Source organism: Skermanella stibiiresistens SB22, assembly GCF_000576635.1.
Classification (GTDB): Bacteria; Pseudomonadota; Alphaproteobacteria; order Azospirillales; family Azospirillaceae; genus Skermanella; species Skermanella stibiiresistens.
This window is the reverse complement of record NZ_AVFL01000040.1, coordinates 17,486-37,363: the sequence shown is the minus strand read 5'-3', so window position 1 is coordinate 37,363 and position 19,878 is coordinate 17,486. Positions and strand designations below refer to the sequence as shown.

The window sequence follows — 19,878 nt, the reverse complement described above, 5'->3', positions numbered from 1 at the left end:
TTCCCATGCTCGACTTCCTGTCCGCCTATGGCGCCTTCGCCCCCGAACCGATTTCGCCGCCGGAGGTCCCCGGCGCGTTTCGGCGGTTGCTCGACCACCAGGGGTCGATGACGTCTGTCTTGTCGGCTTATTGGGGAACCGGGATCGTCGCGGATGTCACGTGCCATGGCTTGTCCCGGGAGAAGGTGGCGCTGCTCCGGCAAGTCATCCTGAGGACCGAGCCCGATCGCATGCCGGTCGAGATCGCCGAGATCAGGGTCGCGGCCGGTGCGTTCGACGACGCGCTGCTGTCTCGGCTGGCCGGAAGCCCGGTTCCGTTCGGCAGGTCGCTTCAGTTGGTGGGAATTGGGTTCTCGACCGAGCCGGTCGGCTTCTTCAAGCTGTCGGCGTCCAAGGCTCTGGCGGAGGCGGGCGGCGTCGCGGCTGGGGCGGTCATGTTCGGCCGGACGGCCCGATTGCTCGGTCTCGATGGCCGTTTACTGGCCGAAAGCGTCGAGATCCTGCCCAGGGTTCGCGAGGCGGTTCGCGAGGCCGGGATCGGCTGAACCTCAGGCGAGGTTGCCGATCAGCCGGGCGACATCGGCGGCGCGCGTCCGCCACAGGGCCGAGGCGGTGTCCAATTCATCCCGCGGCGAGGCCGCCTGCGCCAGCATGATGGTCTTGGACATGGGGAGCTTGGCCGCCAGGGCCGGCGAGGCCGTGATGATCAAATCGGCGCGCTTGATCAGCTCCGTCTCGAGTTGCCGCAGGGGACATTGCCGATCCACGTCGCCGGCGCTGGAATGACCGCCGAAATTGGTGTCGCAATGGTAGACCACGGCGTGCTCGTCCAACTCGCCGACCGCGTCGATCGCCGTCGGCCTGGATGTCAGCAGAATCGGGCGCCGCAGGTCCAGCGCCGCCATGGCCGTTCGGATCTGGTGACCGAGCAGTTGCTGATTGGCGGCGCGCGCGTTGGGGTCGGCCGGGAACGTCGTGGAGAGTGACAGCGGCGCCAGTATCCTGTCGGGGCGATAAGTGTTGGCCTCGGCCGGGTAAGCCTTCAGGTGCGGGCAGGCGGGGCAGCAGGTCAGCGTCGGGGAGTTCACCCAAACAACCTTGCGTCCCGCGCCCAGGTGGCGGACGAGATGATGGGTGCCGCTCGGTGGCCATCCCCAATTCTCTCCTATGACGACAAGGTCGATACTCATGTCCGAACGCTCCCGATGACGACTAATCTCGCCTAACACCCATTGCATAGACCGTGCCGTTCGCCATAAGACGTGGGTTCGAGGGTTTGTGGCTTTTCCGGCCTTGGTGGATTCGCGATTCGCAAATCAGATTGCCAGCGCATCGCGAAATTCCATCCGATTTGAGCCGCGATCCGCCTGTCCGGAGCTTGGTTGCGTCCGTGATTAAAGTGAGCCATGGTCGAGCCCGTCCGTGGAACCACGGGCGGTCATCCGCGTTCCCGCCCAGCCGGTTCGCCGCGCCAGTCTGGCTCGGGTCCTTACCAGCGTTCCGGTCATCCCGCTCAACACAGGTTTTTCATGTCCTTCGGTCAGATAGCGGCATTCTCCATCGTCCTCGGAATGGTCGCGCTGCTGGTTTGGGATCGCATCCGCTATGACGTCGTGGCGCTGGGCGCTCTGCTGGCGGCGATCGTCTGCGGCATCGTACCGACGGACAAGGCGTTCAGCGGGTTCAGCGACGACATCGTGATCATCGTGGCGTCCGCCCTGGTGGTCAGTGCCGCGGTGGGCAAGTCGGGCGTGGTCGAACTGATGCTCAGCCCATTCGTCAGCCGCATGAAAACGACCAATTCCCAGATCGCCATCCTGGTGTCGATGGTGACGGTGCTGTCGGCCTTCATGAAGAACATCGGCGCCTTGGCGATCTTCATGCCGATCGCCTTTCAGATCTCCAAGCGGACCGGCAAGCCGGCGTCCCGCCTGCTGATGCCGCTATCGTTCGGCTCGCTGCTTGGAGGTGTGGCGACGTTGGTCGGAACCTCACCCAACATCATCGTCTCGCGCATGCGCGAGGACATCGTGGGCGAACCGTTCCGCATGTTCGATTTCGCTCCGGTTGGTGCTGGACTGGCGGTGGCCGGCGTGGTCTTCCTGATGTTCGGCTGGCGCCTGCTGCCGCGCAAGCGCGGGGCCGGCGCCAATGGCGACCAGATGTTCTCGATCGAGGATTACACGACGGAGGCGCGGCTGACGTCCGGCTCGCCGCTGGTCGGCAAAACCGTCTACGACTTGGAGACCATGGCGGAGGCCGACATCACGGTGGTCGGCATCATCCGGGAGCGGTATCGCCGCTATGTGCCGTCGGGCAACTGGACACTGTTCGCCGACGACATCCTGGTCCTGGAGGGCGACGCGGACGCGCTGGAGAAGATCGTCAAGGACGCCAAGCTCGAACTGGTCGGCATGAAGCAGGATCAGAAGATCGCGGTCGCGCGGCGTGGAGAGACCGGCATGGTCGAGGCCGTGATCACCCAGGGATCGCAGATGATCGGCCGGTCGGCGGAGCAGCTGAGCCTGCGCGAGCGGTTCGGCGTCAATTTGGTGGCGGTCAGCCGGCGCGGCCGGCAGTTCAGTCAGCGCCTGCGCCGGGTGCGTTTCCAGCAGGGCGACCTGCTGGTGCTCCAGGGCGGCAAGGACGCCATGCCGGAGACGCTGGCGGCCCTTGGCTGCCTGCCCCTGGCGGAGCGCAATCTCCAGCTGGGCCGCAGGCGTCACGTCTTCCTACCGATCTCGGTGCTGGCGATCGCGATGATCCTGGTGGCGTTGCAATTCGTGACCGTCACGATCGCCTTCTTCGGCGCGGCGGTCATCCTGCTGGCGAGCCGCGTGCTGACGCCGCAGGAGGCGTACGAGGCGATCGACTGGCCGATCCTGATCCTGCTGGGGGCGCTGATCCCGGTCAGCGACGCGCTCCGCACCACCGGCGGCACCGACCTGATCGCGGGATGGCTGTCGGGGGCCGCCGTCCTGCTGCCGCCGGTCGGGGCCTTGGGGCTGATCCTGCTGGTCGCCATGGCGGTGACGCCGTTCCTCAACAACGCGGCCACGGTTCTGGTGATGGCGCCTATCGGCGCCGGCCTCGCGCAGAGGCTGGGCCTGAACCCGGATCCGTTCCTGATGGCGGTGGCGGTGGGGGCGGCCTGCGACTTCCTCACGCCGATCGGTCACCAGTGCAACACGCTGGTGATGGGGCCGGGTGGATATCGCTTCGGTGATTACTGGAGGCTGGGATTGCCGCTGTCGCTGATCGTGGTCGTGTTGGGCACGTTCCTGATCAGCGTGACATGGCCGATGTGACAGGGCGCCGATGTGACAGAGCCGATGTGATCGGCTCCCCTGATTCTGGCAGCACGACGCCCGCGCCGGGAGGGTCGAGGGATCGACGCTCCCGGCCGGGGCGTTGCCGTATCCGGGGTCGGACGCGGCGGGGCCGGAATGACCCCGCTGGGCGGAGGTTGGAGCGGGCGCCACCCGGAAATGGGCGGCGAGGATGAAGGCAGCCAATCCAGTCCCGTTATCACGGAACCTCCCGGCCGCCCTCTGGTCCTTGTCGATCCTTCCTTCCGACCCCTTGGCTTTGGTCAGACCCGCTTGAGGTTGACGGCCGAGGTCTTGCCTTTGCGGGGGTCGTTCTCGAGATCGAAGCTGACGTTGTCACCATCGTTGAGACCGCTCATGCCCGAGCGCTCGACGGCGGAGATGTGGACGAAGACGTCGGGTCCACCCTGATCGGGCTGGATGAAGCCATACCCTTTCGTGGCGTTGAACCACTTGACGGTACCAGTCGGCATTTTTTTGGTCTCCCTGACCGTATTATGAATCATCCCAACCCTGTCCCGCCTCACGGCTCGTTGCAAGCCGCAAATGTCACGAACGGCGCGCGCGACGGTGGTATACCTTCTCGCCAATCTTTTTTGCAGCCCTACCGTGCATCCGTAACCTTCTGTCTCGCCGCTTGTTTGTTGGCCACGATGGATCGTGAAACATCGATCCCCAAATTTATCGAAGAGCCGAGGAAAAATCGCATGACAGGACATCGGCCGTTGAGAGAGGGCGTCTATGATCCCTCCACTGGCTCATCAAATGGTGTTGGCGCGCGGAGGGGTTTGGGCGCCGACACGGTTTCGGTCCAACCGGGCCTCTACCGCAGGATCTCCTGGGGCGCCGTGATCGGCGGAACCCTGATGGTGGTGGCGGTCCAGCTCCTGCTCAGCATGCTGGGCTTGGGACTGGGGTTGACCACGATCGATCCCGCGCAGGGACCGGGCGGTTCCCCCGAGGCCAGCACGATGGGCACCACGGCCGTCGTCTGGTGGGCGGTGACCTACTTGGTGGCGCTGATCATCGGCGGTTACGTCGCCGCCCGTCTGGCTGGCGCCTTCGAGAAGACCGACGGCGTACTGCATGGCCTGCTGACTTGGGCCCTGGCCCTGGTGGTCAGCTTCTGGCTTCTGACCTCCGCCATCGGCGGCATCATCGGCGGCGCCTTCAATGTCGTTGGCAACGCTGTTTCGGGGATCACCAGCACGGTGGCCGACGCGGTTCCCCAGGTCGCCAACGCCAGCGGCCTGTCGCCCGACCAGATCCAGCAGCGCGTCCAGGATCTGATGCGTCCGGCCGACCAGACCGGTCAAAGCCCCGAGGCGGCGCAAAGTGAACTCGCGTCGCTGGCTCCCCGCGTCATCCAGGGTGGACCGGAAGGTGAGCAGGCGCAGCAGCGCGCGATCCAGATCGTCAGCCAGCAGGCCGGCATCAGCGAGGACGAGGCCCGCGCCCGGGTCGACCAGCTTCGCCAGCAGGCGGAGCAGACCGCCCAGCAGGCGGAGGCCACCGCCCGCCAAGCGGCGGACACGGCGGCCAGCGCCTTGACCTCCGCGTCGCTATGGGGCTTCGGTGCCCTGTTGCTCGGCGCCATCGCCTCGGCCATCGGCGGCGCCTCCGGCACCCGCCGCCGCGAGGAACTGAACGCCATCTAATGGCGTCCGACTGATCGAGCTTCGGGAGCCGACCGGACCATCCGGCGGCTCCCTTTTTTTATGGTTTGTTTGTATTAATACTTTGGCGTCATGATTGGGCATCCACCAGCTCGGAGGTCCGCGTCATGCCGTCAACCTTTTGGATGCTCGTCTGTCTGTATCTCATCGTCGCGGCGGTTTCTGTGATGGAAACTGGCTTCGTGATGCACGAGGACAGCCCATTGGCCCCCGTGGTGGTGTGCCTCGTGGCGCTCCTCCATGGTCTGGGATGGCCGTTCCGAATGGCTCTGGATGCCCGGCGACCCTGATTCGATGTGGTTAACCGGTTAGTTAGTTAACTCATAATTAATGATGGCGGGCCACCTTGGGCGCACCTGGCGCTTGAATTTGGGTGGGCGATGGACGCGATTGATGCGATGGAGTGGCAGGATGCCACGACCTGGAAACCACAGCGGAAACTATCCCAGTACCTGTACGTTTTCGTGGCACCTTCCGAGGCGGCGGGATTGGGTCTGTTCACCTCGCGACCCGTCAGCGCCGGCTCGGTCGTCCTGAGCGTCACCGATCCGGATTACTTGGCGAGGGCGATGAGCCGCGAGGGCATCATCGCGGCTGGTTTCACCCACGCGGACATCTTCCAGGTCGGAGCCGACCTGTTCATCCCGCCCTATGGCGGTCCCGACGACTTCACCAACCACAGCTGCGAGCCCAATTGCGGCTTGCGGGTCAGGCCTGACGGCTTCTCGATGATCGCCCTGTACGACATCGAGGCGAACGAGGAACTGACCTACGACTACTCGACCCACCAGGAACATCCCGACGAGGACATGGAGTGCGCCTGCGGTACGGCGGGCTGCCGGCGCATGGTCCGGAGCTTCTCGACCCTGCCGCCAGCGCTGCGGAACCGCTATCTGGCCCTGGGTATCGTCGGCGATTTCGCGGCCGACGCCGTCCGGCGGGACGCCGCGGGGCACCCCGCGATGGATGCCATGGCGCTGCCGTTCTAGCCCGCGCGGCGGGGATCGGGAATGGTCACGGCGCCAGCGCCCCTGCCGCTCCTGCTGAGGCGGTATCTCAGCCTACCGCCCTGCGTGGTCGAACTGGCCATGCTGGGCGCGCTGGCGTCCGGTGGCATCCTGATCCTGACGACGAGCAGTGCCGCCCTCTTCCTCGCCAAGGAGGGCAGCGACTCGATGCCGGTGTTCTACATCATGCTCGCGGCGGTCTCCATCCCGCTGGCGTCCGGCGTATCGGCGGTGCTGTCGCGCTGGCTGACGCTCCAGGTCTCCGCCGGGCTGTGCGTCGCCTCGGCCCTGCTGGGCGCGGTGTTGTGGGCCATGGTGGCCGCCGATGTCCCCGGCGCCAACCATGCCGCCTATGTCGCGGCCTATAGCCTGGAAATCCTCTACGACACCCTGTTCTGGCTGCTCGCCTCGGAATACCTGACGACGCTCGACATGAAGCGCCACGCCGCGCAACTCGCCATGGCGTTCGGCGCTGGTGGCGTCGGCGGCGGCCTGCTGACGTCGATGCTGTCGCAGTACATCGCGACCCAGACGCTGCTCCTGGTCTCGGCCGCGCTGTTCGGCCTCGCGTTCCTGCAATGCCTCAGGATCGGCCGGCGGCTCAGCCGCATCGGCGAGGGCGAGGATGAGGACGATGAGGAGGGCGGGGTGCTCGACGCCTTGCGCGGGCTGGCCGGCACCATCCGCTCGTTCCCGCTGGTCGGCGCCATCTGCGCCGGCATCCTGCTGATGTCGGCGCTGTTCTGCCTTCAGGACTACCTGGCGATGACGGTTTATTCCGAGGCTTATCCCAACGAGGACGAGCTGGCCGGGTTCCTGGCGATCGTCTATTCGGCCCAGCAGGCGGCGGAGCTGGTCATCCTGGCGCTATTCGGCCGGATGGTGCTGGAGCGGGGAAGCCCGCTGCTGCGCAACATGATCTTTCCCATGACCAGCCTGCTCAGTTTGCTGGGCCTGTTGATGGCTTGGGGACTGCCGGCGGCCGTCCTGATGCACATGAACGCCAATGCCGTCTCCAACGCGATCTTCGAACCGGTCAAGACGCTGAACTACGCGGCGATTCCCTACCGTGTCCTGGCGCAGGTCCGCATGCTGGTGGAGGGTGCGATCTACCCCGCTGGCATCGCGCTGTCCGGCGTCGGGCTGCTGTGGTTGCAGGGTTGGGCCGAACCGCGCACCGTGCTGCTGGTGACCATCGCCATCGCGGCGCTGTTCGCCTGCGTCTCCGCGATGGTCGGGCTCAGGTTCCTGCCCAGCCTGCTGATGAGCTTGAGGCGCCGCGCCATCGTCACCTCCAACGGCGGACGCCGGGAGGGTATCCCACGTTTCTCGCGCGCCGACATCGTGGCGCTGCACGCCCATGCCGATCCCCAAGTCCGCCGCCACGCGGTCGACTTGGCGGTCAAGTTCGCGCCGGACCTCGTCCCCGCCTGGGCGGAGGCCGGCTCGGCCGACCCGGCTTCCGCGTCCGATGGGCCCTCCATGGGCGCCATCGTCGCGATCGATCCGGTGCGCGACCTGCGGGCGCTGGCGCGGGGGTTGGAGCAGGGTTCGGCGGAAGCCCGGCAGAACGCGGCGGAGGCCCTGGGCCGATGTGGCGACACCGCCATACCGGAGATAGCCCCGAGGCTGGCCTCCCCCCGGCCGGAGGTCGCCAACGCCGCCGTGCTGGCGTTGGGCGCCATCGGGACGCGGCGCGCCCAGCGCGTCCTGCTGGATCACCTCAAACCGCTCTACCGGCAGGCTCACCACAATCTCCATGGGCTGGCGGCGGTGCGCGGCGTCCTCATCGGTTCGAACAACTTGGTCGACGTCATGGCCGCCGCCATCCGAGCCAGCAATCACCGCATCATCTGGCGCGTGCTGCTGGTCAAGGCCGCCTTGGGCAACCAGCGCGACATCAGGCTGCTCTACAGCCTCGCCCATTCCTCCGACCAACGGGTCCGCGCCGACGCGATCGAGGCGCTGTCCAGCCTGCCGACCGGCCGCTTCATCCGGCCGGTGCTGGCGCTGCTGGAGGCGGCCTCGAACGATGTCCCGCCGGTCGGCGGTCCGCCGCCCGTGGCGCGGGACGCCGATCACACCGTGGGCGAACAATTGGCCGGCGCGCTGCTGAAGGCGGCCTCCGGAGATCGCTGGACCCGGCTGCTCGCCGCCCGCCTGCTCGACGAAACCGAAACGGCGTCCACCGCCGGAGACCACGCCATGCTCGACCTGATCCTATTCCTGAAGTCGCTTCCGCTGTTCCAGGCCCTGACACTGGAGGAGGTGGCGTTCCTGGCGGAACGGGCCGACACCACGACACCCGCCGCCGGAGCGACATTGTTCGAGGCGGGCGACCCTGTCCGCTACTTCTCGGTGATCCGCGCCGGAACGGCCGAGCTGAGCATCGACGGCGTCGCCGTCGATCGGGTCGGCGCCGGGTCCGCCTTCGGCGAGACCGCCTTCCTGGAGGACGCGCGCCACGCGCTGGGCGGGGTGGCTTTGACCGACATGGTCGTCCTGCGGTTCCACCGGGCGCTGATCGCCGACTTGGTGGCGGAGCATCCGATGGTCTTGCCGCAGGTGCTGGCGGACTGGCAGCGTCGTCTGGCCCGCCTCTACGGCCGGCTTGCCGAACAGACGGCGGGCCGCAAGACCCGGACGGGGCCTGTCCCGTTCCTGCTTCCCTTAAGCGACGGTGCCGCCGTCAATGGGCTGGGGAGTGCCGACGAATGCGCTTGATCCACCGTGTCGTCATCATCCTGTCGGCCGCCGCCCTCGCGATGCTGGTCGGCAACGCGCTGATCCTGCACCTGCTGGTCGGGAAGGAGTTCCGGTCGATCGAAAGTTCGCTCGCCGCGCGCAACGCCGACCGCGCGGTCGACGCCGTGTCGAACAATCTGGGCCATCTGCGGGCCTCGGCGATGGATTGGGCGACCTGGGACAGCAGCTACGCCTTCATGCGGGGCGAGCGGGTCGAGGAGTTCATCAGCGAGAACCTGATGCTCCAGAGTTTCCAGGGCATCAAGGTCAACCTGATGTACTTCGTCCGGTTCGACGGAACGGTCGTCTGGGGCGAGGCCCGCGACCTCGCGTCGGGCGAGAGGATAACGCTACCGGAACTGCCGACGGACCGGCTGGACGCCGGTCGGATGGACCTGCTGGCACCCAAGGAGGACGGCGCCGACGAGGTGCCCGCCGGCCTGCTGATGACCTCCAACGGGCCGATGTTGGTGGTCGGCGCGCCGATCCATCGCGCCGATGGCACCGGGAGCGCGGCGGGCTTCCTGCTGCTCGGACGCTTCCTCGACAACGGCTTGGTCGATAGTCTCGGACGGCAGGTCCACGCCCGGTTCACGCTGGCCCCAATCGCGGCCACCCCCGTCTCCGGCGCGTGGATCACCGGTGCCGCGGCCGCCGTTCCAGCCGAGACGGTCGGGTCGGTGGCGGACGCTTTTCCCGAGCCGACCGGGGAGCTGGCCTCGCTGGCGCCGGACCAAGCGGACCCGCGTCGGATGGTGAGTGTCGAGGACGATCACCTGACGGTCAGGACCATCCTGAACGACATCGGAGGCGAGCCGGCCCTGGTGCTCGAAACCAGCTACGCCCGCGGCATCAGCAAGGCCGGCAACGGCATGGTCAACTACGTGATCGCGCTGATGGCCGCCGTGCTGGCCGCGGCCGGGCTGGCGATCCTGGTCATGCTGAACCGCAACGTCGTCAAGCCGGTGGCGCGCCTGATGGAGCGGGTGCTGGAGGCGCGTGGGTGCCCAGCCCAGCCGCCGGCATCCTCCGTGGCGGCGGGCGCTCCCGACGAGATCGCCATCCTGGGCGCCGAGTTCGAGCGGACGCTGGAGCAGCTGGACGAGACGCGGAAGCGGCTGGTCGAGCAGAGCTTCTATACCGGCATGGCCGAGCTGGTTGGCGGCATGACCCACAACGTCAGGAACGCGCTGACCCCGATCTCGATCAAGCTGTGGCACATCGGGCGGGCGCTCGACATGGCGCATCTCGACAAGATGGCGATCGCCGTCGGACGGGTCGAGGCGGCGACCGCCGACCGTCAGGACTGCGCGTTGGCGGTCACGTATCTGAAGGCCTGCATGGAGCGCCTGCGGAGCAGCCACTCGACCATCGAGGCCGATATCGGCGTGATCGGCAATCAGGCGACCCAGATCGAGCAGATCTTCTACGACCATGAGCGGTTCAGCCGGGCCGAGCGCCAGGTCGAGACGATCGATCTCTCCCGCGTGATCGACGAGGCGTCGAAACTGTTGCAGAATAGCGAGAGGATCCGGATCGTGGTGAGGCCCGAGGTCGGGAGGCTGCCCGCCGCGCGCGGTCACCATGTCGTCCTGAGCCAAGTGTTCGGCAACCTGATCGTAAACGCCGAGGAGGCGATCCTGGCGGGCGGAAACGAGGGCGGAACGATCACGATCGGTGGCGAGGTGGTCCGCAGTGACGGTGCCGAGATGGTGGAGCTGCACGTGTCGGACGATGGCCAGGGCATACCCGAGGACAAGTTGGACAGGATCTTCGAGCGGGGCTACAGCACGCGCCGGGCGCATAGCGGCGGGATTGGGCTGCATTGGTGCGCCAACAGCCTCGCCGGCATGGGCGGCGGCATCTGGGCGGTAAGCGACGGCGTCGGACGGGGAGCCCGTATGGTGGTCCGCTTGCCGATCAAGAAACGGGTCTTCCATTTCGACAGTCTGAAGGAAAGCGCATGACGACGACCGAGCCTTTCCGGGTCCTGGTGGCGGACGACGAGCCCATGCTGCTGGACAGCTACCGCTATGTCATCGACGACTTGGCGCCCCGGCGCGACCGCATGACCGAGCTGGAGGAGCAGCTGTTCGGGCAAGCCGACGATCCGCCCGCGCCGGAGGTGGAACTGGTCTGCGTCCGCCAGGGCGACCCGGCGGTGGCCCTGGTCAAGGAGGGGCTTCGGACGGGGCGTCCGTTCGGCGCCGCCTTCCTCGACGTGCGGATGCCGCCCGGCATTTCCGGACTGGAGGCCGCGAAGCGGATCCGGGCGCTGGACGGGCTGATCAACATCGTCATCGTCAGCGGCTTCACCGGCGTCGACGCGCGCGAGATCACCCGCGACGTGCCGCCGGCCGACCGCCTGTTCTTCCTGGCCAAGCCGTTCCAGGCGCGCGAGCTCCAGCAATATGTCCTGTCCTTCTCCGCCCGGCGCGAAAGCGACAGGAAGCTGCAGCAAGCGGAAGCGGCGCGGCAAGGCTATCTGCACCAATACTGTGGCTGATGGATATCGCGGCGTATCGGGTTAACCGCTCGGCAATGCCTTGGACGTAGTTTGGCGGGGCAATCAGGCCCTTCCATCCGGGACACCAACTCCATGCGCCGCTCCGTGCTCACCGCGTTCCTGTCGGCAGCCGCCTTGCCGCTCACTCTCGGCGCCTGTCAGATGATGCCGGGCGCGCCACGGGTCGTGGAGGCTCCGCCACCGGCCGCCCCGGCAGCACCTCGGCTTGAGACCGTGGCGGGGGCTTGGGTGGCGGCGAAGGCGGCCAACCTGCGGGCGGGACCGGGGACGGATTTTCCGGTCGTGGGCGGTGTCAGGCCGGGTGATCGGCTCGATGTCCTGGGACGCGCGCCCGGCACCGAATGGTTCGCCGTGCGGCAGGGCAATGCCAGCGCCTTCATCCACACCCGATTGGTTCACCAGAGCGACGGCCCGGCGCCCGTGACCCAGCGGACGGTCGTGGCGGTTCCCGCGCCGGTCCCGGAGTTCCCTCCCAAGCTCGCGCCGGCTCCGGTGGTTCGGGCGGAAGCGGCCCCGGTGATGGCTCCAATGGTGGCCCCGTTGGCGGCTCCGGTGGCCGTGCCGACCGCCGTGGCATCCACGTCGGCGGTCCCCTTGGCCGCCCCGTCGGCAGCCATGCCGGTGTTCACTCCCGTCGCGACCGCCCAAGGCCGCTGGGTCGCGACCGGCGATCCTGTTCCCCTCAGGCCGAGCGCCCGCTGACGGAGCGGAGGACCGGCGCCCGCCGGGGCGCCGGAAGGCTGACGGTGACGGTGGTGCCGCGGTTCGGCTCGCTCGTCAGGTCGAGTTCGCCGCCGTGCAATTCGGCCAGCAGCTTGGCCAGAGGCAGGCCCAGCCCGGTTCCCTGGTGACGGCGGGCCATGGAATCGTCCAGTTGCCGGAACGGTTCGAGCGCCACCTTGATATCCTCCTGCCTCATGCCGATCCCGGTGTCCTGGACGCGGATCTCGACGCGACCGGATACCGGCTCGCCAAGCACGATGTCGACCCGCCCGCCGGTCGGGGTGAACTTGACGGCGTTGGACACGAGGTTGAGGATCACTTGGCGGACCCGCACCTTGTCGGCGGTGATCTCGACCGGGTCGCGGGGCAGCGTCGCCCGCAGGGTGACGTCGGCGGCGACCGCCTCGCTTTCCATCAGGGCGACGCAAGTGTTGATCAGGGCTCGGACATCGACCGTCTCGGTGTGCAATTCCATGCGGCCGGCCTCGACCTTGGACAGGTCCAGCACATCGGCGATGACCTCGAGCAGGTGAGAGCCGGACGAGTTAATCGCCGCCGCGTATTCCTTCTGCTTCGGCGTCAGCGGGCCGAAGAACTCGCGCAGCAGCATGTCGGAGAAGCCGATGATGGCGTTGAGCGGCGTCCTCAGCTCATGGCTCATGTTGGCCAGGAAGTGGCTCTTGACCTGGCTTGCGGCCTCCGCCTCGGAGCGGGCGTCGATGGCGCGCTGTTCGGCCATGCGCCGGGCGGTGATGTCGGTGTGGGTCCCGACCATGCGCGCGGCTCCCCCGGCGGGATTGTGGCTCACGACCTTGCCCCGCGCCAGGATCCATAGCCAAGCCCCGTTCTTGGCGCGCAGCCGGTGTTCGACCTCGTAGATGGGGTTGCTTCCGGCGCGGCAGTCCGCCAGCGCCTTGACCGCCCTCGGCAGGTCGTCCGGGTGGACCAGCTTTTCCCAGGACTCGATCCGAGGCTCGATCTCGTCGGGCTCGTAGCCGAGCATGGTCACCCAGCGGTCGCTGTAATGGGCGTCGCCGCTTTCGACATTCCAATCCCACAACCCATCGCGCGCGGCGTCCATCGCGAGCGCCAAGCGCTCCTCGCTGGCGGACATCCGCTCGGCGAATCGCCGGGCTTGTCGCAGCACCACCGCCAGCAGCAGCCCCATGGTCAGTCCCACGATCATCAGGGGCGGCAGGAACCGATTGAGGAAGTCCCTTCCCGGGGTTGGCGGCTTCCAGCTGACATTGCCGAGCACGGTGCCCAGTGGAGCCTCCAGCGGCGCCGTCAGCGAGCCTGGGGCCATGACGCCGGGCGGCAGGATCGCCAAGTCGTGGACGTGCGACATCTGGCTCACACGTTCCAGGAAGGTGTCGTCCATCTTGCGGAGGATGACCAGGGTGCCGAGCGGAGGCGCCTCCTCGAAGCTGTCGGCAGTCTCCGGCGTGAAGCGTGAAGCCGCGGCGATGTGGATGCCATCGGCGAATTCGACCAATCCCGTCGCGACGACCGGCTCGTCCATCGGCGATGCCATGGCGTCCTGGACGAGCTTGTGGAGATTGGGATTGGTGGCGCCGTCGCCGGCCCGGTCGGCGTCCCCCTCGACCCGGCCATAGATCTCCGCGCCGTCCCGGTCGAACACGAACACGGCGGCGGCGTCGTGCTGGTCGATCAGGTAGCCACCGAAGTCATGGTCGGCGTAGGTGGCGTCGAAGTTGATGAACAGGCGGGTGATCGGCTCATCCCACCACGTGTAGTCCTTGGCGAGCACGGCGAGGGCGGCTTTGGCTTCGGTCAGCGTATGCTCGACCATTCGGCCCGAGTCGGTCGCCGCCTGTTTGTCCTGCCAGCGCGCGGAAACCACCGCCAATCCGAAGATGGTCGCCGAGCCGACGATGAACATCACGACAACGGGGATCACCAGACGACGCACAAGGGGCGATCCCGGAAGCACTGTCATTCACCAACCTCCGAAGAGCAACATTGCCCTCTTAGGCGGTATTATTAATTATTTTCAACCAATATCAACAGTCTAATGGTGCGGCATATCCGCGAAAGGTAATACCGCGAAGGTTAAGGTTTCGCCGCCGAGCCAAATGACGGGCGATGGGGAAGTCAGGCTATTCGCGTGTTACGCCATCACGCTGATGTTGGGAGATTAAACTTCGCAAATCACTTGATCACATCTGTTGTCATTTTTGAGACTCATGATGACCCTGGGCATGGGAAGCGTCGAGATAGTCACTCAGCGGAAATCATCCAAAATCGGAGAGGTGGGGGGCTGCCGCCGCGCGAGGTCCTAGTGGCCACCTCGATCGGGGGCCGCCCTGGGGAGATCCGGCGACGGCATGGGGTGGATGGACGGTCAGGCCCAGGGTACCCGATTTTCGCGTGCCCTGGGCCTGACCGATCGATGGGGTCGACCTCGTCCGCGGTCAGGCCGCTTGGATGCCGGCGAGGAAGCGCTCCACCTCACCGCGCAGCATCTCGGCCTGCCGCGCCAATTCGCTGGCGGCTCCCAGCACCTGACTGGCGGCGGCGCCGGTCTGTTGGGACACCTCCGTGACATGGGAGACGTTGGCCGAGACCTCGCGTGTTCCCGCGGCGGCCTCGGTGACACTACGGGATATCTCCGCCGTGGCCGCGCTCTGCTCCTCGACCGCGGCCGCGATCGTGGTGGAACTGTCGTTGATCTCGCCGATCGTCACGCCGATCCCCTGGATCGCGTCGACCGCTCCGGTGGTGGCGGCCTGCATCGCCGCTATCTGGGCCGAGATCTCGCCGGTCGCACTGCTCGTGCGGGTCGCCAGGCTCTTGACTTCCGACGCCACGACCGCGAAGCCCTTGCCGGCCTCGCCGGCCCGGGCCGCCTCGATCGTGGCGTTGAGCGCCAGCAAGTTGGTCTGTCCGGCGATATCGGCGATCAGGTCGACGACGTCATTGATCTTCTGCGCCGCCTGCGCCAGCCCCAAGACGGTCGGTTTGGTCGCCGCCGCTTGCTCGACGGCCTGATTGGCGATGCCGGTCGACCGCGTGACTTGGCGGGCGATCTCCTGGAGCGATCCCGTCATCTCCTCGGCCGCCGCGGCGACGGTCTGGACATTGGCCGAGGTCCGCTCGGCCGCCGACGCAGACGCCGTCGCCTGTCTGTCGGTTTCCTCCGCGATCGCCGCCATGCTCTGGGCCGTGCCATCGAGTTGGGTCGCGGCCGACGAGACCGTGCGCAGGATCATCGACACCGAATTGTCGAAGTCGCCAACAAGCTTCATGACCGCGGCCGTCCGGGCCTCCTTTTTCGCCTGCTCCACCCGCTGTTCGGCGGTGAGCCGGTCGGTGGTGATGGCGTTCTGTTTGAAGACGTCCACAGCGCTCGCCATGGCGCCGATCTCGTCGAGGCGTCCGACGCCGGGGATCTCGACCGTCCTGTCACCGCTGGCCAGCCGCCCCATCGCGTCCGTCATCCCGGTGATCGGACGGGAGATCGCCCGGCCGATCATCCAGGCGAGGGCGGCGCCAAGCAAGAAGCCCGCGACCGAAAGACCAAGGATCAGATCCTCGGTGAACTCGATGAATCCGTTCGTCTCGGTTTCGACACGGTGCTCCTCCTCGATCGCGCCGTCGCGGATCTGGGCGGCGTTGGCCGATAGTTCGTTGCCGGCCTGGAACATGGGGCCGGTGATCTCGTGATCGATCCTTTCACTCAGGTCCGCCGCCCGCTCGAACGCCTCGCGGTAAGCCTCGGCCAAATTCCTCGTCTCGATCGCCGCCTTCTCGTAGGTTTTGCCGGCACTGGCCGCGGCCAGCGCCTGGAGTGTGCGGCCGAGGGCGGTGAATCTCCGCTCGGCCGCCTCGGCCGCGGCTTGATCATGGCGCGCCAGCATCTTGTTGGCGGCCAGCCGGCCCTGAAGCAGCGTCTCGAGGGCCGCGCCAGCCAGGATGGAGGCATTGCCGTCGCCATCCCTCACCGCCAGCAGCCTGATCTCTTCGAGGTCCCTCACCGCCGCCGATCCCTTGGGATCGAGGACATCGCCGATCAGCTTTTCCCCCTCAGTCTTCCACGTGACGATGGTGTCGAAGTCATCGGCGTAGGTATCGAAGAGCTTCCTGCTGGCCGTCAGCCGGGCTTTCTGGTCCTCCCGCCGAACCACGACCCCGGCTTGCTGGAAATCCGCGCGCAGTTGAACGATCACGGCGCGTGCCTTCTCGGCGCTCTCATGGTGTCCGGTGAAAGCGTACTCCCGCACGTGGCGGCGGAGATCGATCATGTCGCGGTCGATCACGCGGGCGGCATCGACGACCTCGACGCTGCGCGCGTAGGCGTCGAACTCGTGGCTGATCCTGTTGAGCGAGACGCAGCTCTGCGCCGACAGTCCGGTCAGGACGACCAGCACCATGCCTGAAGCGATGCCGATCTTGGTGCGGATCCTGGTGTTGTCGAACGCCATGCCGAGGCGGAATCTGGAGGTGTTGGGAGACATGGTGCCATTCCTGGTGGCGGATTGGTTCAGAACGACTTGAGGAGGAAGCGGCGATTGCGGCCTTGGATGGGGCGCGCGTTGTTCGGGAACAAGGCCGCGAATTTGGCGATCTGCGCCTTTGACGCCTCGATGGGCGCGCCGAGGATGGTCCAGGTGACGCCCTCCGAACACGGTGGCGTGGTCAGCGATCCAGCGTAGCGGAAGTAGGCTCGGTGGTCCGGCAACAGGGTCGCGGGATCGATGTCGTTGGCGAGTTTCGCTTCCTCACCCGCCGTCACCGGCAAGACGTCCCACACCGGATCCAGCGCGGCGTTCGCGGCTCCCGGATTGATCAGGACGCCAACCACCGCCAGCGCACCCGAAGCCGCCTTGTGGACGAAATGGCACTCCATCTGGAAAGCCTTGCCTGACAGCAGGTGTTCCGACGGATGATGGAAGTGGAACTGGAGCAGTTCGTGACGGACGCCGGAGATGACGCTGTGGCTGCCCCGCGCGCAGTTGACTTGGATGGTATGGCCGTTGTTGACGACGGTCGCCGGGATGGGAGCGAACGCGATGTCGATGCTGCCCATCTCGGCCCTGACGGCGCCGTCGATATCGATCGGTGTCTGTTCGAGACCGAGGGAGCAGGAACGGAACTCCGGGGTCAAAACTCCCCAATGCTCCGGACCCTCGGCACCCTCGTAGGCCCAGTGCGGCGTCGCACCGGCGGCGCCGTGGTGCGGCTCGCCGGCGACGGCCTTGGCGACACCCACGCAGATCGGGCAGGCGGCGACCCCGCCGATGGCCAGATGACGCAGGATGGAGCGACGATTGTGGTGGTTGCTTCGCGGCATGGTTCGGTCTCGGGTCAGGGGGTCGGTTTCAAGCGTTCCCTGACTTGAGCAAGATCAATGCCAGCTAAACCAAAGTATGAATTCCAAAGCTTTCGCTCACGAATGGCGTCAAAGGTATTCGTGATCGTTTCTGTGCTATGGTCTTGAGTATGCCGTACGGTGGAGTCATATAATGATTTATTAGTTAAAGGTCATTATTTATTGTTACCTAAAGGGAAAAAACTTGAACCCATCATGCGCAGATTCGCGTTTTGCATCGCAAATCACTAATAGGGCGCGGTTCGATCCACGAAGTCTTTTGGACGAACCATATTCGTGTTTCGTGTGTTGAGTAATGTTTTGTATACGAAAGAAGTGGTTTGTATCCAGACAACTCATGGATGAAAAATTCTTCCGAGCACCGACCCGCCCTTGGTTCTGGCTCCCTGTTAGCCATAAGCTCCGGTTGCGGGACGCACCTTAATCCGCGTCGGCCGTTTCCCGCGCCAGGGTGGGGCGGTACAGGCTCTGCGGCGTCATCGGGATGACCGAGCGCTGGGGCAGGCTGGGGCGGATGACCTCGGCCGTGGGAGGGGTGGTGGCGGACAGGCGGGCCGCCAGCTCGGTCAGCTCGGGCGCCGGGGTCACTTCCGCCGGGATCAGGAACAGGCCAAGGCGCCGGGCCGCCAGACCGGCGGCGCGGCGGCTCGACCAGCTGGTCAGGAGCGGGCTGAGCACGAGGCCCGCGATGATCGGCGACATCCACCAGAACAGCACCGGGCCGACCAGCGACGCGGCGGCGGCCATCAGCAGTCCCAGGACGACATGGCCGGCGTGGCGCTGGGACGACTCCGCCAGACCGACGCTCCGGTCGCCGCGCGGCTGACCGTTCCAGGGGACGATCCGACCGGCCAGGGTGGTGACGACGAACTGGCTGTACCAAGCCATCAGCACGGGGGCCTGGAGCGTCGAGAACACCTGTTCGAGCAAGGCGCTGGCCAACAGGCGGATGCCGCCGCCAAAACCGGCGCGGGCCTGGCGGTCGGCCAGGACGGCGGCGATGCCCAGGATCTTCGGCAGGAACAGCAGGACCAGGGTCAGCGCGAACATCGCCGCGGCGGCGGCGCCTGGATTGAACAGGCCGGAGGTCAGCAGGCCATAGCCTGCCTGCCCGCCCCCCGTTTCCCGGCCCAGGATCAGTTGACCCGCCGACAGGATCAGGAAGGCGAACCAGACCGGCGCCGAGATGTAGCACATGATGCCCATCAGCAGGTGCAGGCGGCCTGGCCAGCGAACCCCATGGGCCGGCAGGAATCGCATGTGCTGGAGATTGCCCTGGCACCAGCGACGGTCGCGGCCGGCGTAGTCGATCGTGTTGGCGGGAAGTTCCTCCCAGGTGCCGCCCAGGAGGGGGAGCACCCAGGTTTGGTAGGGGCCGCGCCGCATCAGGCAGGCCTCGACGACATCGTGGCACAGGATCTCGCCCCCCAGCGGCGCCTTGCCCGGCAGCACCGGCAGGTCGCAGTGGGCCATGAACGCCGTGATCCGGACGATCGCGTTGTGGCCCCAATAGTTCGCGTCCTCCTGCTGCCAGAAGTTGAGCCCTAGGACCGACAGCGGCGTGTACAGGTTGGCGGCGAACTGATGGATTCGGGCGAACAGCGTTTCCCGGTTGACCGGATGGGACACCGTCTGGATCAGGCCGATCCTGGAATTGTCCTCCATCAGCCGGATCAGACGGCGGATATTGGCGCCGTCCATCAGGCTGTCGGCGTCGAGCACCACCATGAAATCATAGACATGGCCCCAGTTGACGCAGAAGTCCGCCAGATTGCCGGCCTTGCGTCCACCGTTGTCCGACCGCCGGCGATAGTAGACCAAAGGTTTCGCGGCGTCGCCGGCGAACTCAGCCAGCAGCGCGTCGTAGGCCCGCTCCTCCGCGCGCCAGATCTCCTCGTCACGGCTGTCGCTCAGCACGAACAGGTCGATGCGCTCGACCTCGCCGCTCCGTTCCAGCGAGCGGGCGATCACCGCGACCGCCGCGAACACGGCCGCGACATCCTCGTTGTGGATCGGCAGCACCACGGCCGTGCGGGACTTCGGTGGCACAGCGATGTCGACCGCCGCGGCGGCGCGTTCGAGCGGCGGAAAGGCCCGGCGGCCCAGGCAATGAAGGACGAAGCCCAGGACCACTTGCCAGCCGTTCAGCGCCAGCCAGCCCAGGTTGAGGGTGAACAGGACGACCAGCAGCCAGTCGAGCCCGTCGCGCGGACCTCCCATCGCCTCCGCCGCCAGCACGCCCGCGAGCGCGGTCAGGAGAAACGCCGGGCCGAGAAACAGTGCCCGGCGCACGGCGAGAGGCACGCGCGGGGAGGTCTCGGCGGGGGACTCGAACGTCATGGAACAGGTGGCCTTCCGGGAAGTTATCGGTGGGCGGTGTGATCGCCCGGTGGGGCGATGGGATCGCCGTTCTTTGTGCCGACAGGGCTGATACGATGAACCGCCAAGCCGACGATTTTATTCTGCCGAACCTTTTATTTACAAGGCGGAGTTTTCTATCCGCCTCCGCCCGATTGGG

General features: G+C 66.5%; 14 protein-coding genes. 8 read left to right on the top strand and 6 right to left on the bottom strand.

Features of this window, described 5'->3' with window-relative positions:
- Positions 1–5 precede the first annotated feature (5 nt).
- Positions 6–545 (top strand): hypothetical protein, encoded by a 540-nt coding sequence (locus N825_RS31345; RefSeq protein ID WP_037460441.1) that lies wholly within the window; start codon positions 6–8, stop codon positions 543–545.
- A gap of 3 nt (positions 546–548) precedes the next feature.
- On the opposite strand, the gene N825_RS31340 is transcribed toward N825_RS31345, so the two are convergent.
- A complete protein-coding gene (locus N825_RS31340) occupies positions 549–1,190 on the bottom strand; it encodes a glycosyltransferase family protein (RefSeq protein ID WP_051513711.1) in 642 nt (213 codons plus the stop codon).
- Positions 1,191–1,529: 339 nt separating this feature from the next.
- Between N825_RS31340 and N825_RS31335 the strand changes: the two genes are divergently transcribed.
- Positions 1,530–3,308 (top strand): SLC13 family permease, encoded by a 1,779-nt coding sequence (locus N825_RS31335; RefSeq protein WP_037460440.1) that lies wholly within the window; start codon positions 1,530–1,532, stop codon positions 3,306–3,308.
- Positions 3,309–3,592: 284 nt separating this feature from the next.
- Here the strand turns inward: N825_RS31335 and N825_RS31330 are convergent, their stop codons facing one another.
- A complete protein-coding gene (locus N825_RS31330) occupies positions 3,593–3,802 on the bottom strand; it encodes a cold-shock protein (RefSeq protein ID WP_037460439.1) in 210 nt (69 codons plus the stop codon).
- Positions 3,803–4,117: 315 nt separating this feature from the next.
- Between N825_RS31330 and N825_RS31325 the strand changes: the two genes are divergently transcribed.
- From N825_RS31325 to N825_RS31295, 6 genes are all read left to right on the top strand, one after another.
- Positions 4,118–4,987, top strand: a complete 870-nt coding sequence (locus N825_RS31325) for a hypothetical protein (protein WP_051513708.1) — start codon at positions 4,118–4,120, stop codon at positions 4,985–4,987.
- A 398-nt stretch (positions 4,988–5,385) separates the two neighbouring features.
- On the top strand, positions 5,386–5,994 hold the full coding sequence (locus N825_RS37270; RefSeq protein WP_051513705.1) for an SET domain-containing protein: 609 nt from the start codon (positions 5,386–5,388) through the stop codon (positions 5,992–5,994).
- A 21-nt stretch (positions 5,995–6,015) separates the two neighbouring features.
- On the top strand, positions 6,016–8,736 hold the full coding sequence (locus N825_RS31310; RefSeq protein ID WP_037460437.1) for a HEAT repeat domain-containing protein: 2,721 nt from the start codon (positions 6,016–6,018) through the stop codon (positions 8,734–8,736).
- Positions 8,727–10,724 carry a sensor histidine kinase gene (locus N825_RS31305; RefSeq protein WP_037460435.1) on the top strand — a complete coding sequence of 666 codons (1,998 nt, stop codon included), beginning with the start codon at positions 8,727–8,729 and terminating at the stop codon, positions 10,722–10,724. Before N825_RS31310 ends, N825_RS31305 begins: the two co-directional genes overlap by 10 nt.
- On the top strand, positions 10,721–11,263 hold the full coding sequence (locus tag N825_RS31300; RefSeq protein WP_037460433.1) for a response regulator: 543 nt from the start codon (positions 10,721–10,723) through the stop codon (positions 11,261–11,263). The genes N825_RS31305 and N825_RS31300 overlap by 4 nt, the downstream gene beginning before the upstream one ends.
- A 93-nt stretch (positions 11,264–11,356) precedes the next feature.
- On the top strand, positions 11,357–11,986 hold the full coding sequence (locus N825_RS31295; RefSeq protein ID WP_037460431.1) for an SH3 domain-containing protein: 630 nt from the start codon (positions 11,357–11,359) through the stop codon (positions 11,984–11,986).
- Here the strand turns inward: N825_RS31295 and N825_RS37265 are convergent.
- The 4 genes from N825_RS37265 to mdoH form a co-directional block, all read right to left on the bottom strand.
- Entirely contained in the window at positions 11,967–13,967 is a 2,001-nt protein-coding gene (locus N825_RS37265; RefSeq protein ID WP_084165224.1) for an ATP-binding protein, read from the bottom strand. The two genes, N825_RS31295 and N825_RS37265, sit on opposite strands and share 20 nt — an antisense overlap.
- A gap of 475 nt (positions 13,968–14,442) precedes the next feature.
- Positions 14,443–16,485 (bottom strand): methyl-accepting chemotaxis protein, encoded by a 2,043-nt coding sequence (locus N825_RS31285; RefSeq protein ID WP_037460430.1) that lies wholly within the window; start codon positions 16,483–16,485, stop codon positions 14,443–14,445.
- A 26-nt stretch (positions 16,486–16,511) separates the two neighbouring features.
- A complete protein-coding gene (locus N825_RS31280; RefSeq protein WP_037460428.1) occupies positions 16,512–17,321 on the bottom strand; it encodes a carbonic anhydrase in 810 nt (269 codons plus the stop codon).
- 459 nt (positions 17,322–17,780) lie between these two features.
- Positions 17,781–19,727, bottom strand: coding sequence for a glucans biosynthesis glucosyltransferase MdoH (mdoH, locus tag N825_RS31275; RefSeq protein WP_281174389.1), 1,947 nt, complete (start codon positions 19,725–19,727; stop codon positions 17,781–17,783).
- Positions 19,728–19,878: the final 151 nt, after the last annotated feature.